The 14,430-nt window shown below is 52.1% G+C and carries 12 protein-coding genes; 5 read left to right on the forward strand and 7 right to left on the reverse strand.

Annotation, left to right across the window (positions count from 1 at the left end; genetic code table 11):
• Positions 1–7 precede the first annotated feature (7 nt).
• Complete coding sequence (gspC, locus tag CX650_RS11670; protein WP_039035165.1) at positions 8–919, reverse strand: type II secretion system protein GspC; 912 nt, start codon at positions 917–919, stop codon at positions 8–10.
• 258 nt (positions 920–1,177) lie between these two features.
• Here gspC and hslR point away from each other — a divergent pair, with 258 nt between their 5' ends.
• The 4 genes from hslR to CX650_RS11690 all read left to right on the forward strand — a co-directional run bounded on the left by hslR (position 1,178) and on the right by CX650_RS11690 (position 6,094).
• Positions 1,178–1,576 carry a ribosome-associated heat shock protein Hsp15 gene (gene hslR, locus CX650_RS11675; RefSeq protein WP_039035164.1) on the forward strand — a complete coding sequence of 133 codons (399 nt, stop codon included), beginning with the start codon at positions 1,178–1,180 and terminating at the stop codon, positions 1,574–1,576.
• A 19-nt stretch (positions 1,577–1,595) separates the two neighbouring features.
• The gene (hslO, locus tag CX650_RS11680) at positions 1,596–2,459 is read left to right on the forward strand and encodes an Hsp33 family molecular chaperone HslO (RefSeq protein WP_101095909.1); all 864 of its coding nucleotides are present in this window, start codon (positions 1,596–1,598) and stop codon (positions 2,457–2,459) included.
• A gap of 165 nt (positions 2,460–2,624) precedes the next feature.
• A complete protein-coding gene (locus CX650_RS11685) occupies positions 2,625–4,166 on the forward strand; it encodes a phosphoenolpyruvate carboxykinase (RefSeq protein ID WP_039035162.1) in 1,542 nt (513 codons plus the stop codon).
• Positions 4,167–4,354: 188 nt separating this feature from the next.
• Positions 4,355–6,094, forward strand: coding sequence for a hypothetical protein (locus CX650_RS11690; protein ID WP_101095910.1), 1,740 nt, complete (start codon positions 4,355–4,357; stop codon positions 6,092–6,094).
• Between the two features lie 119 nt (positions 6,095–6,213).
• Here the strand turns inward: CX650_RS11690 and urdA are convergent, their stop codons facing one another.
• From urdA to CX650_RS11715, 5 genes are all read right to left on the reverse strand, one after another.
• A complete protein-coding gene (urdA, locus tag CX650_RS11695) occupies positions 6,214–7,968 on the reverse strand; it encodes a urocanate reductase (RefSeq protein WP_101095911.1) in 1,755 nt (584 codons plus the stop codon).
• Between the two features lie 42 nt (positions 7,969–8,010).
• Positions 8,011–8,775 carry an outer membrane protein OmpK gene (locus CX650_RS11700; RefSeq protein WP_101095912.1) on the reverse strand — a complete coding sequence of 255 codons (765 nt, stop codon included), beginning with the start codon at positions 8,773–8,775 and terminating at the stop codon, positions 8,011–8,013.
• A gap of 268 nt (positions 8,776–9,043) precedes the next feature.
• A complete protein-coding gene (locus tag CX650_RS11705) occupies positions 9,044–10,255 on the reverse strand; it encodes a sensor histidine kinase (protein WP_101095913.1) in 1,212 nt (403 codons plus the stop codon).
• 2 nt (positions 10,256–10,257) lie between these two features.
• Entirely contained in the window at positions 10,258–10,920 is a 663-nt protein-coding gene (locus tag CX650_RS11710; protein ID WP_025010621.1) for a response regulator transcription factor, read from the reverse strand.
• A gap of 1 nt (position 10,921) precedes the next feature.
• Entirely contained in the window at positions 10,922–11,662 is a 741-nt protein-coding gene (locus CX650_RS11715) for a helix-turn-helix transcriptional regulator (protein ID WP_044733391.1), read from the reverse strand.
• Between the two features lie 334 nt (positions 11,663–11,996).
• Between CX650_RS11715 and CX650_RS11720 the strand changes: the two genes are divergently transcribed.
• Complete coding sequence (locus tag CX650_RS11720; RefSeq protein WP_071238901.1) at positions 11,997–12,692, forward strand: hypothetical protein; 696 nt, start codon at positions 11,997–11,999, stop codon at positions 12,690–12,692.
• Between the two features lie 67 nt (positions 12,693–12,759).
• On the opposite strand, the gene CX650_RS11725 is transcribed toward CX650_RS11720, so the two are convergent.
• A complete protein-coding gene (locus CX650_RS11725; RefSeq protein WP_229800133.1) occupies positions 12,760–14,340 on the reverse strand; it encodes an HAL/PAL/TAL family ammonia-lyase in 1,581 nt (526 codons plus the stop codon).
• Positions 14,341–14,430 lie beyond the last annotated feature (90 nt).

The raw sequence follows: 14,430 nt of genomic DNA on the forward strand, positions 1-14,430 counted from the left end.
ACCTGCTTTATTGCGGCAAACTGAACATGATTTCAACCAACTGACCTTCGCGCTCTACCATCACAGAGACTTCGGTCAGCTCCGGCAACTGGCCCATCACCTCCAGCGCCTGACTCATATCAGTTAAATCATAACCATTGATGGATTTTGCCAGGTCATTGGGCTGGAACCCGGCATCCTTGAATAATCCGGCATCTTTGCCCGGATTGAGTCTGTACCCTTGCACTTCGCCATCCTTTTGAACCGGTGAAATTGCCAGGTAATCGGTAATCTTGCTGGGATCGGCCAGCAACTCATCGCGGGAAGCCACCAACTCGCGGCCAATGTCGGCATCACGGCGGTCAACCTTGGTCACGTCACCACCGCTGCGGGCCTGTTGCAGCTGAGCATTGGCTTGTGACTGAGTAGTATATTGCAGGCCGTCGAGCATCAGGGTTTCGTAACGACCGGCATTGGTAATAATGATACGGTCGGCATACACCTCTTTCAGCGATGCTGAGGTGCCCTTGATCTTATCGCCCAGACTGTAGGTTTCCTGGCTGCCTTGAGACTCGATAATTGCCAGGCCTTTCTGCTCGGCGCTGGACGCCACCACCCCGGTCAACAGAATCGACAGTGACGTTTTGGGCGCATCTGTGATCATTTCCGTTGAGACTTCTTTAGGCTTGGTGCTGCTGGCGTCTTTTTTGCCGAACAGCGCCAAACCATTGATACCGCTGATATCGACATTCTGTGATTGGGGACCAGACACCGGGGTTGGTGTCCAGTTGGCAGTCGGTTTTCCTGTTGGGATCAGTTTCCAACTAATCTGTGCCGTCAAATACAGAACCAATAGCAACAATAGCCAAAACACGGCAGTGCTGGCGGGTTTTTGCGGTATGCTGCCCGTCTTGGCGATAATCTTATCCAATAAATCCATATTTTCCGGACCCTCTAATCAGGTCTCTGTTCTGATTATAATAGTGAATGAAACCTTCGCCATGCTAACTCACACTCTTGTTTGCAACAAGACCATAACAGGGGGTTGGTTGGCGAAAATTGTACGATTATGCTACCTTTGCGCGCCTGGAAAGGGTGTGAAGCGCTCCACTGTTTAACCCCGTATTGGCGGCTTGGACAAGGGGTTTATCCCCGAGTTGTGAGCTCATCCCCTTTTTCAATTATGACAGGAGTATCCATGGCCAATAGCAATGACAACGCCGAGGCGGTCCGGCTCGATAAATGGCTCTGGGCGGCGCGCTTTTACAAGACCCGCGCCCTGGCCAAAGAGATGATCAACGGCGGTAAAGTACATTACAACGGTCAAAGAGCCAAATCCAGCAAGCTGGCAGAAGTCGGTGCGCGCATTAGGTTACGCCAGGGATATGACGAAAAAGAGATCGTCATAAAAAAAGTTTCCGGTGTCCGTCAGGGAGCGGCTATCGCCCAGAGCCTGTACGAAGAAACGCCGCAGAGCATACAAAAACGGGAAAGCAATGCTGAAGCCAGAAGGCTCAACATATTGCATAATCCGGCGCCCGATACCAAGCCGGATAAGAAACAGCGGCGGCAAATCATTCGCTTCCGCGAGACCTGAATTAACTGTGAGAAACCCAATGAACCAAGATACTCTCCATCGCTATCTGTTTGATAACGCTGATGTAAGGGGTGAACTGGCCCAGCTTGGTGATAGCTATCGCCAGATAATTAGCACCCATGATTACCCGGAGCGCCTTAAGGTCCTGCTGGGTGAGTTGCTGGCGGCGACTTCGCTGCTGACGGCAACACTGAAATTTGAAGGTGATATCAGTGTACAGCTTCAGGGGCAGGGTGGTCCGGTGTCACTGGCGGTGATCAACGGCAATAACCGTCAGGAATTAAGGGGCGTTGCCCGCTGGCAAGGCGAGATTGCCACAGATGCAACACTGGATCAGCTCTTTGGCCAAGGTTATATGGTCATCACCCTGACCCCGACCGAAGGTGAGCGTTATCAAGGGGTAGTGGCCCTGGATAAGCCCAGCATCGCAGAATGTCTGGAGAGCTACTTTGAGCAGTCGGAGCAATTGCCTACAGGTATTTGGTTATTTGCCAATGGTGAACATGCCGCCGGTATGCTGTTGCAGGTATTGCCGAGTGAGCAGAGTGAAAATACCGAGTTTGAACACCTGACTCAGCTGACCGCTACTATTAAAGCTGAAGAATTGTTCAGCCTGCCGGCTACTGAAGTCCTGCACCGTCTTTACCATCAGGAGCAGGTACGGTTGTTCGACCCAGTAAGCGTCAGCTTCAAGTGTACCTGTTCCCGTGAGCGCAGTGCCGCAGCGATCCGCACCCTGGCGAAGGAAGAGATAGACGCTATCATTCAGGAGAAGGGGCTGGTGGAGATGGGTTGTGAATATTGCAACAGTCACTATCGCTTCGATGCCATCGATATCGAAGCCATCTTTGCCAACAGTCAGACACCTAATACTCCCCAATAACGGGGGCGATATTCAGTTGTTTTTAAGAGAGCGAGTGATCGCTCTCTTTTTTTTGTCATTTTTCAGAACGTGCTCACACTTTAGCCGCGGCTTAAGTTACAATCGCGCCAACCCGACAGCAGACCGGGACTATATCAGACCTCATAATAGATGGAGACCTTACTTATGGCGGCAGAAGCAAACCGCATTCAACTCAACCTCAACAGTGCCCAACTGGTCGAGCAGGCGATTCTGCGCGGTGAAGGCAGATTAACAGCCAACGGTGCTCTGGTGGCTCAGACCGGCGAGCGCACCGGCCGTTCCCCCGCCGACCGTTTTATCGTCAAGGAGCCGGGTACCGAGGCTGATATCGAGTGGGGCGTGGTCAACCAGGCGTTTGAACCTCAGAAGTTTGCCGCCCTGTGGGAGCAAGTCGAAGCCTATCTGGCCGACAAACAAGTATTTGTCTCTGAGCTGGAAGTCGGCGCCGATGCCGAACACTACCTGCCTATCAGAGTCACGACCGAATACGCCTGGCACCAATTGTTTGCCCGTAATCTGTTTATCGTACCTGAGCACTATAACCAGAGCCACAAACCCGAGTGGCAGATCATCAACGCCCCAGGCTTTGTCTGCTCACCCGAGCGCGATGGCACTAACTCGGACGGTGCAGTGATCATCAACTTCGCCGAGCGTAAGGTACTGCTGGCCGGTATGCGCTATGCCGGTGAAATGAAAAAATCCATGTTCTCGGTACAAAACTTCCTGCTGCCGGCCAAAGATGTACTGCCTATGCATTGCTCGGCCAACGTCGGCAAAGATGGCGACACAACTCTCTTCTTTGGTCTTTCAGGTACAGGCAAGACTACATTGTCTGCCGATCCCAAGCGTTTTCTGATCGGTGATGATGAACACGGCTGGGCTGAAGGCGGCGTCTTCAATATTGAAGGCGGCTGCTATGCCAAGTGTATCGATCTCAGTCAGAAGAATGAGCCGGTGATCTGGGATGCGATTCGCTTCGGTACTGTGCTGGAAAACGTGGTGCTGGATGCTCAGCGAGTGCCTGACTACAAGGATGCCAGCCTGACCGAGAACACTCGCGCCGCTTACCCACTGGAGCATATTGCCCAGCGTAAGGAAGATAATCGTGGTAACGAGCCTCACGCCGTGGTGTTCCTCACCTGTGATGTTTCCGGCGTCTTGCCTCCGGTAGCCAAACTTAGCAAGGAGCAGGCAGCTTATCACTTCCTCTCGGGGTATACCGCCAAGGTAGGTTCCACCGAAGTGGGCTCAACCGCCGCGATTCAGTCGACTTTCTCCACCTGTTTCGGTGCTCCCTTCTTCCCTCGTCCTGCCGGGGTTTATGCCGAGCTGTTGATGAAGCGTATCCAAGCCTTCGGCAGCCAAGTTTACCTGGTGAACACAGGTTGGACCGGCGGCCCTTATGGCGTCGGCAAACGTTTCGACATTCCTGTCACCCGCGCCATAGTGGATGCCATCGTCAGCGGTGAACTCAAAGAAGTGCCGACCGAACATATCGAGCAGTTGAATCTGGATGTCCCGGTTGCCATTCCCGGCGTCGACAGCGCGCTGCTCAATCCGGTCAACACTTGGGCTGACAAGGAAGAATACGCCAAGTATGCCAAACAGTTGGCTGAATCTTTCCAGAGCAACTTCGCTAAGTATCAGGTCTCCGATGCCATTAAGGCTGCCGGTCCTAAAGCTTGATGACAGCAGTAAATGACAAAAACGGCTCCTGAATGGAGCCGTTTTTATTGGCCAATTCCTGCTCTTGTCATAAAAGGGATTTAGTCTATTCAATGGACTCGCAAAGACTTAGTGCTTTCGGGGGGTTGTGATCACCCCAAAGGCTAAGGAAAATGCACCTTCAAATTTAATTAATCACGGACGATCAAATGGTTAAACCAAAGTATCTCGCAGTACTTCTTAGCGCCACGCTGCTTTCCGCCTGCGGTAATTCCGACTCAGATGACAACCAACCACCTGTGACCAAGGATATCAGTGTTCTGGGACAGGTCAGTTATTTGGGGGCTGTAGCTGGTGCTGATGTTTGCGCCGATCTCAATCGTAACTTGTCTTGTGATGCCGATGAGCCCACAACAACAACCGACAGCGACGGCAAGTATCAGCTCGATTGGCGCAGCGATGAGCCTACGCCCGATTATTATCTGCTGGCCAGCTGGATAGCGCAGACCAGCGACAACCCCCCGGCCAAACAGCAGCACAATAAGCAGAGTGTCACTGCCCGAACCGCTGATGACGGCAGCCTGATGCTCTTTGCCCTGAACCAGCATACGGGCGCCATCAACCTGGTAACCCATTTGGAATTCAGTCGTTTCCAGCAGATGTTGCAGGCGGGCATTAGTGATGCCAAGCGCGATTCCCTGCTTAAGGAACTCAGGCAGTTATATTCTCTGCTGTTCGCCACTGAAGGCAAGACCCCCTACCAGATCCCAGCCGAGGTCACAGCAGCGCCGACCTTTGCCGAGGCCTTCTGGCTACTGCAACATATTCACGCTTTGACAGCAGCTCAGATAGAAAAGCTTCTCGGGGAAGGTAATCATGAGGCAATTCTGGCGGCCGAACAGACCCTGGCTATGACTCTGAAGGAGCTGCGACACTTGATTGCTGCCAGTGGTCAGACAGCGGCGACATTCCTGGCAACAGATCCCCAAGAGGTGCGGAACAAGGTAAACAACGCCATGGTGGTCCTGGGTTATCTGGAGCCTCAGGATGATAAAACCATGAACGACAATGACTGGGTGATAGTGCTCAATGGTTTGATGGAGGATGATGAGCAAGCTCATCTGCTGGATTTGGGGCTGAGTGGCGCACCGGAGTTTTTCTCCCTGCAATATGGTGATCCCTCAAAATTTTTGATCGGTAGTGTCAACCAAGGCAAGGTTTTGGCCCAGGATATTCCTCTGGGAGATGAAGTCGCTTCCGAGTGCTGGAATACCCAAATGGAGCGCTGGATAAATGCCGAACGCAAGGATCAAGGCTATCGCCCAAGCGCGCCGGTTATCGAAGGCAATCAACTGCACACCTTCTATGATGGTACTCAGGTGCCAATCACTATGCAGGTGGACAAGTACCAGACCGGCGATGAAGACTGGCAAAGCTTGTTGGCAGGCACCCCGGCTGTCCTGCAGTTAGCCAAGCTCGAATGGCCTGGGCAGGTTTACCGCATCTGGACAGCGCAGCAAGCCGATGTGATGTGTCGCAATGAAGAGTTTGTTTCCTGGGAGATGCCGGTTGCCAACGCCGAAGCTCTCGACTCCAGGGCCTTGATTACCCTCTTTTGGCCTATAGCAACAGAGGATGAAATTACCCTGGATGGCGAACAGCGTTTTACGCTTAACTTTGGCGATGCCCCTGAAAGCTACGAGTGGCAGCTAATCCAGAGCCCGAGTGGTGCGCCTTTGTTGCAGATCACTGAGCTGCTGGACAATCCTGAGTTGGCCGACAAGGTTTTACCCAGTGAATATTTGATCCAAGGTGGCCAACTCATTGAAGTGGATATCTACCGTGCCTTTGATTTCGATGCCGGCAGGCAGCAGTTACGACTCACCTACGAGCAAAGCTTCAGCGAGCCCTTGTATCAACATCTGAAGCAATTGGCACAGGCCAATTGAATACGGTGGGATGGAAGTGAATGTTTGTTGCTATCGCCTTCAATGAAGGAATCGCGATAAAAAAACGGCCCTTACGGGCCGTTTTGAGTTCTGGGGAGATAGATGAGTTGTTTGGCGGCTTAGTTGGCGGCAGCCTGCTGACCGGCGATACGGCCAAAGACAATGATGTCAGTATAGGCGTTGCCACCCAGGCGGTTGGTACCGTGAGTCAAACCTGTCACTTCACCGGCGGCAAACAGACCTGGGATTACCTTGCCTTGTTCATTCAGCACGTGGGTCTTGGTATCTGTTACCAGACCACCCATGGTGTGGTGTACTGATGGCGTGGCTTTCAGGATCCAATATGGGCCCTTGCTCAAGTCCACCAGCCCGGCTCTGTGGTTGAAGGCTTCATCCTTACCGGTTTTCGCATAGTGGTTCACATCCTTGATGGTCTTCTTAAGGTTTTCCAGCGGAATGTTGAATACCTTGGCGGCTTCTTCAATGCTGTCTACTTCATACATCAGACCACGGCTGGTGAAGTCTTTGTATTCACCCTGGTGCATACCAATGGTACCGGCTACATCATCAATGTCCTTGTTCCACAGAACATAGGTGTAACGACCGGGTTGTTCCAGAATCGCATGGGAGATCACATCGCGACGTTCCAGCTCTTCCACAAAGCGCTCACCGTTTTGGTTGACCAGAATCGCACCGAAGAAACGGGAGTCGGCGATCAGGGCAATGGCGCCAGTCTCTGGGTTACAGATAGGATAGGTTTGGATATAGCCCAGGTTGCGGGTGTCGGCGTGGATCTTCTCACCCATGACAATACCGTCACCTGTGCCACCTGCAATACCCGTAGTACCGTAACGCTCATCCAGCTCTGGGTTGTATTGCTTACGCATAGCCACGTTGGCAGAGAAGCCACCGGTAGCTACCACAACACCGCGCTTGGCATGGTAAGTGATCTTCTTGCCGTTTTTAGTCGCCTCAACACCGACAACCCGACCATTGTTGTCCATCAGCAGACGCTCGGCGGTAGTGTTGGTGTGAATAGGCAGACCGACTTCTTCGGCTTTCTTGGCAAATTTGCCAATCACTTCGGCACCCGTGTGTCCTTTGGGGATCAGGGCGCGCTTGACGCTGTGACCACCAAACTGGAACAGCTGGTTGGGATAGTACTCAACCTTGACATAGTCACGCAGCCATTCGGCAGCATCGACGGCATTGTCTACCATCACCTTGACCATCTCAGGATCACCCTTGAAGTCGCCCCCTTTGAGTGTGTCCTGGATAAACAGCTCTTTGGAGTCAGTAATTCCCATGCTCTTCTGTACCCAGCTACCGGCTACGTTCATCTCGGCGCCGGAGATCAGCGAGTTACCACCTATGATGGGCATCTTTTCGATAATGACGGCAGAAGCACCGGCTTCCATGGCCTCCAGACCGGCACTGAAACCGGCACCACCAGAACCTATCACAACCACATCATAGGTGTATTCGGCCGGAGTCAGGGCTTCACCATGCTTGGCGGTGGCCGTTGCGGCCACCAGAGTCACACCTGCGGCTTCAACACTGGCAGCCACGGCTTTTTTGAGGGCATTGGAAGTCACGGTCGCACCGGAAACCCCGTCAACATCTACAGAGTTGTTGTCTATGATGGCCTGTTTCACATCTTTGAATGCGGCGGCGGCCAACACAGGGTTTTCTTTCTGCTTCAGCACATCGATAGCCACAATACGGCCATCCTGAATGCTGGTTTCTACCTGGATCTCACCATGCTTGCCCTGGGCAGTCCCCTGACTCTTGATGATCTCATGGGTCACCTGACAGCCGGTAATCACCACGGCAGTGGATACGGCCACGCCCAAAACGGATTTGTTCAACTGCATATTCAGTTCCTGTCGATTAAAAAAGGGAGCCTGGCTCCATTGTTAAAACTGGTATCCAAAAGCCAACCCATACTCGATACCGTCGTTGTACTGTGCACCCCAACTGTCGTACTGGGTCAGGTGCAACTTGCCGTAGAAGGCATCGGTAAATTGGGTCTGCCAACCCAGAATGATCTGGTGCCCATAGCTGTCGTAACTGAACAGCTTTTGGTGGTCTTCATCCCTGTCTATCTGCGCTTCGTAGTTGACGGACAAGTTGTGCTTCAATCCGGCAAAACTCAGCGGGTATTTGGCATTGAGCACCAGGGCATAACCTGAAATGTCATTGAAGTTCTCATCTGTTGGTGAGAAATGACCAAAGGTATAGTTGAAGCCAACCCCATAGTTCAGTGCCAAATTGCCAAACTTACTGTTGTGCGTAACCCCCAGATAAAGGTTGTCTTCGACCAGAGTCTCACTGGCAGAGATAAAGTTCTGGGCCCAAAAGTTAAAACCGCTTTCACCCAGCTTATGCTCTATGATTGCCAATGATTTTAAAGTGGTTTTACCATCTTCATTCTTCTGGTTTTCCGCGACTTCACCCGGGTTTTCCAGCTTGATATTGGCGAAATAACTGCCCCAATCGGCCAAACCCAAATGATTCAGCTTGAGAAAGGGTTGGTTAAAGACGCCAGGGTTATCATCCTTGGTATCACTGGTATAAAACTTATAACCAAGATCCAGACTTGTTTTGGTTACATCGGCCTGCACATTGGCAGAAAATGCCATAGCCAGTGCCACCCCACTCAACAACCATTTTGAGCTCATAATATTTCCTCAGACAAATACAATGCCAAGTAATTGAAAACTTTAAACACATGAATTGGACGAGAAAATAATAATTAATTGTTGCCAATAACTGCTGTGATCTTGGTCGATTACAATCCTTAAAAAAATAAACTCTGTGGTTTAAGGAAGTAGGTGATAAGAGAACATAAATTAAGTGAAAATTCCGTCAAATAAATAAAAAAAGAGACAGCGAAAGCCATCTCCTTTTAAAATGGTAATAAAATGTAAGCCTAACTCACATTTTCCTTTAATCTGTAATGTTTATCTCGGCAATAAACATTTGTGGAGATCTATATTCCTTGAACTGCCAGCCCAGCTGTTTCGCCAGCCGTTTGACCAACATAAGTCCCAGACCAAAACCTCCCATGCCATCCTGTAAGCTTGAGTTGCTGACTCGGATGCACTTGCCCCGCTGCTCCACCTTGACCTCGCCGGTGCCATGCTCGAGCGCATTGCGCAGCAGATTATTGAGCATGATGCACAGAGGCTCTTTCAGCACCAGTAGTTGGGTATCGTCACAATCCAATTGAATAACCCCCTGCTTGCCTTGGGCGTGCTCCTGCTCAGTTGCCAGCTGCCGCAACAACTCGGCCGGAGCCAAGCGCTGTTTTTCCAGCCGAGTGCTGCTCTTGTTGGTGAGCCACAACAGGGTTTCTATGATGGACTTCATCTGCGCTGTCGCTTGGCTGGCGGCCAGTACTGGCCCGGTCAGCTTGCCCTTTTGCAAGGTGAGCAGCTCAAAGGATGACTGGCAGATAGCCACAGGCGTGCGCAGTTCGTGACTGGCAAAACGCAGAAAGTTAAGCTCTCTCTGCTGGGCGTTTTGCAGTTGTTGCAGTGAGGTATTAAGGGCATCCACTATCGATTGCAATTCGGCATAACCTTGCTTGGGAAAGCTAAAGCCATTCATGCTTTGCCAGTCGTGTTGCTTGATCGCCTGACTGATTTTGTGCACCGGAGTGATTACCTGTTTTTGCATGTGAAACGCCAGGCTGGCCACCACCCCGAAGGTCATCACTATCAGCAATAAAATGGCGGTCATGTTCTTGGGCGCAAAAACAAGATCATGGGTGGCATCATAATGCAGCCACAGATACAGCGGCTGGCCTGAAGCCGTGTAATGCACACTCAGGGCATCGATATAGGGGCCATCAAGATGCTGATAACGAATACCCGTTTCTGCAGTGGGAGGCTGAAAGTCATTGATAGCTTTGATCTTATCCGGTACCCGCTGCCAGTCGGCAAACACACTGATGTTGTCGGTATCCAGCTCTGTGCTGCCCTGAAGGAACACCGCTTCAGCCGCCTGCCCTGCGTTACGCAGAGTGATCTCATGCATGGAAAACATGCCGGTGCACATCATGCAAAGGGGGATGATGCTATTGATGGCCAGAGTGACCGCCAGAAAAATAAGCCCGTAAATTTGATAGCTGCGCTTGAGGCTGAACTTGGGCATCATCTTCAGTCACTCCTCAGGCAGAGTCCTACCCCGCGAATGGTGTGGATCAGTTGACTGTCGAACGGCTTATCCACCACCCGCCGCAACAGATGCAGATGGCTGCGCAGGCTGTCGCTGTCAGGTGGGCAGTCGGGCCAGAGCATACGCTCTATCTCTTCCCGCTCCACGGTTTCCGGGCTGCGGCGAGCCAGCAAGGCCAGTATCTGCCAGCCGGTGCGGCTCAGGGACAACAACTGCCCTTGGCGATAGGCCTCGTGTTTGCCAAAGTCCATCTCCAGCTCACCCAGTTGTAATCTTGGTGGTGCCGGACGGCGCTGAGCCACGACTCTTAGGCGGGCCACCAGCTCCTCCATGGCGAAGGGTTTGATCAGATAATCATCGGCGCCGGCATCGAAGCCGCTCAACCTATCATCCAAACCGCTGCGGGCGGTCAGCATGATCACCGGCGTGGTCATACACTGGGCCTTCCAGCCCTGGCATGCTCGAACACCGTCCCCGTCGGGCAAGTTGAGATCCAGCACCACCACATCGAAATGCTGCTGTCTCAGCAGTTCATTGGCCTGAGCCAGGGTTTCGGCATAGTCACATTCAATGCCTTTTATCGCCAGGTACTGAATAATATTGTTTGCCAACAGACGATTATCTTCGACCAGCAGAATTAACATGTCAGATCAACTCAAATTGATGGGCCAGATGGATCAGATTTGCCCTGTTGCTGGCACCCAGTTTCTTGCGCATTGACTCCATATGGTATTCAACCCCACGAACACTAATGTGCAGTCGATCAGAGATCTCATGATTTTGTAGTCCGGTTGCGGCCATTCGCAGCACTTTTCTGGCATTGGCCTTGAAGATCCGGCTCTGCAGAAAGGGGTTGAACCTCTGCCTGTCATGTTCAAACAGTAGACTTTGCACCAAGATCAAGGTCTGCTGTACCCGTTCCGGATCCGGCTCGGGACGGCCCGATGCCAGCAATATGAAACGGCCAAACCAGGTCGGGTTGGCATAGCTGGGGACAGGAAAGCTCAGAACAGTGTCGTAACCATGTTTGGCAAACAGAGTTTTTACCGGGTCGTGCTCTTGCCAGCGATACCGCCAGGCTTTATCTGCGCTTAAAGACTCGGCAAAGTTACTGTCGCTGCGGGCAAAATGTTCCAGATAGTACTGTTGCAGGGCCGCTATCCTACCGGAGGAAGCCAGTGAGGCTATTGGCCTGCGCAGCCACACAGGGGCGAACAAGCCTTGATTTTCCGGGTGTTCCAAATACTCCCTGGCATTGCTTGGCAGCCCCTGAAACCAGAACCCCTGGAACCCCAGCCTGGCGATCAGCGGGCCGACGGTTTGCAGTACTTGTCTGAAACTGCTCTGTGCTTCCGTGAGTGCAGCTTGATTCAATACTGTACTCATGCGATTACTCCTCAAGAATAAGAATCAAAGCCAACATAACTCAGGCTACGAATTGAACAAAGACAGTTGAAACAGATATTTAGAATAGGCTGCAAAAATGTAACCCCATGTAAAAACTACGGAGTTTTTGACGTTATTTTCACGTCACCTCCACTATGCTGATAAGGCCAGCTTCGAGCCGCTGTTTATAGCGCATGCCTGCCGCCAATGGTGGCCTCAAGCTTACTGAATCCCTGTCTGTTTGCCGCTGAATTTCCGAGCAATGAAACCGTTGACCCTGAAAGCCAAGGCTGTTAATTATATTCGTACTCAGTAAAGTATAAGGATATACAAGATGAACAAATGGATATTATTAGCATGCTTTTCAGCAGGTTACATTTCATCTGCCACAATCGCAGAACCTGTCTCGGGTACGCTGCAACGCATTGAAGCCCATGCGGAATATTTTGGCTTTCAAGATCCGCAAGCCTACCTTCACTTCTCCGCCGAACTAAACCGGCTGATGGCCGGCGACAAGACACTGGGCGAGCCGATACTGTCTTCTGCCACTTACAGCCAAACACTGGGGGCCGGAATGGCCTTCTCGGCTCTTTCCAGTCAGCAACGAAGCGAACTCAGGGAGCTGGTTCAGGCGCGTAGAGCCAATATGGCCGAGAGCCTGGGAGTGAGCGAAGCGGCGCTGCAACAGAGGGTTGCGCAATATGCTGCCTATTCACGGCTGAATGCCAGGCTGCATGAGATCCCCATTGCCAAGGTAGTTCAAAACGCCTCACTCAGTGACAGCCCCAGACATCTGGAACTCAGTACAGAACAGCTGGCTGAATTGGGAGAGCCAGACTCACCTATAGCCCAGTTGGCCATTACTCAACTGGCGGCGCAGGCAGGTGTGCCCCAATTCACTCCGTTCGTGGTGCACTTCAGCGCCCGCGGTTCAGAGCAGAGATTTATCTACAATGACTTCTCCGGAGCCTGGAGCATTTCCGCCGAGACGACATGTCCAAGCCGCGAGTGTGGCTCGAAAACCCAGTGAGCAAAGGCTATTCCCGATTCCCTAAACAAAGAGCCCCGGTGGTTAATCCTACCGGGGCTTGGTTTCCTTAGAACTTCATCAGGAACTGAGTCGAGGCCTCGACATCCGGGGTAAACAACCTGTCCTTGTCGTAGTAAGCCACCTGTTTGCGCAGCGCCTTTAACAGTTGTTCATTCTGGGGTGACAACTGCCTGTGGTTAACTTTCTTCTGCAGGTCCATCGCCTGGGCCACCTGCATCAGCTCAAAACCATAGATGCGTGCCACGCCATCCACCACCTTGCTGAGATTCTTGCCGGCCTGGAAGTAGTTGCTGAAGTTATCCTCGATACCGCCTTGGTTGGCTATACCATAGAAGGACACGGGATTGGCCGCATGGGCTATCTCGACAAACAGGGCGGTGAAGCCATTCTGCAGGGTGTAGAAAGCCTGACCATTGGCATCATCAGGGTCGACCAAGGCTCTTGGCAAACCCGTGAAGTAAGGGTCAATCAACTTGATCTGGCGATTACTGGAGTATTTGCCCAACTGCGCCATGGCATTGATAAAGGCTTCGGTCTGGGACGCCAATTGGATGGTATCGAAGTTGGCTGAGGAGTTAATCGCCCCAGATACCGGCCCTTGGGTAAAATACTGTGCCACTTGAGGGGCATCGGCGTAACGTCCGGGTTTGGCATTGATGTAAACCGTAGGATTATCATCAGAGCTGTTAATCTGAATATTCACCAAGGTTTCCAACTGCTGCAGCTGCGACATGGCATGGGCCACAGGCCAGTGAGCACCGCGATAGGATAGCGCATCCTGCAACGGCCGCTTCTCGTCACGCTGGAATAGATATCCACCCTCCAGATTGGCCAAAATCTCTTGACCTACCTTCTCGACATTCGGCATAGGTCTGGCCGCCAAGGTATGAGGCAGCAGAGGGCTGATATTGCCGTTGATCCCCTCAAGGGCCGCGGCAATGAGTCTGGGAGAGAATTGAATGATCTGGCGGGCATCACCAATGGCGTTGACCACCTGTGCCGTTGCCAGGGCGTTGTTGGACAGAATCGAGAGTGAGTCCTTGCCAAAGGGCACCAGCGGCTTGATCCTGGCTTGCTTCATCGCCTTGGCGGCAGACATCCGCTGACCTTTGTAGAACACATCCCACTCGCCCATCATGGCGGCGCCTATGTGTGAGGCCAACAGGATGTCACTCAACCCCACAGAGCCATCTTCCGGCACAACGGGGATAATGTCTTCGTTGATAAACTCCTGGTAGATGCGGGCCACGTCCGGCTGCACACCCACATGACCCGTGGCTATCTGATTCAGGCGAATCGTCATCGCCATTTTCACGGTTTCCGGCGCTATGGGTTGGCCACTGGCCGCCGAGTGGGTAAACAGCATATTGCGGTTAAAGTCTTCCGATAGTTTGCGGGCTTCGGCACTCAAAGAACCGTCTTTGCCAAATACCGGGGTATCCTTGTTCTTGCCCACCCCAACGGTGAGCCCGTATACGGGCGTGCCTTTACGGGCTGAATCTATCAGGAGTTCATGGCTTGCATGAATTGTCTTTTGCGCTTCTTTGCTGAGAGCCACCTGCACTTGTTTATCTTTCAGCTGCAGTAGCTGCTCTATCTTGAGTGACTGACCATCCAGGGTAATCACCTCTGCCGCCAGGGCGGGATTCCACTTTGCTTATATCTTAACCAAATAACAACTCTGAGCGAAATGTAGGACTCCAACCAGCACGGCGGC

Source organism: Shewanella indica (assembly GCF_002836975.1).
GTDB lineage: Bacteria > Pseudomonadota > Gammaproteobacteria > Enterobacterales > Shewanellaceae > Shewanella > Shewanella indica.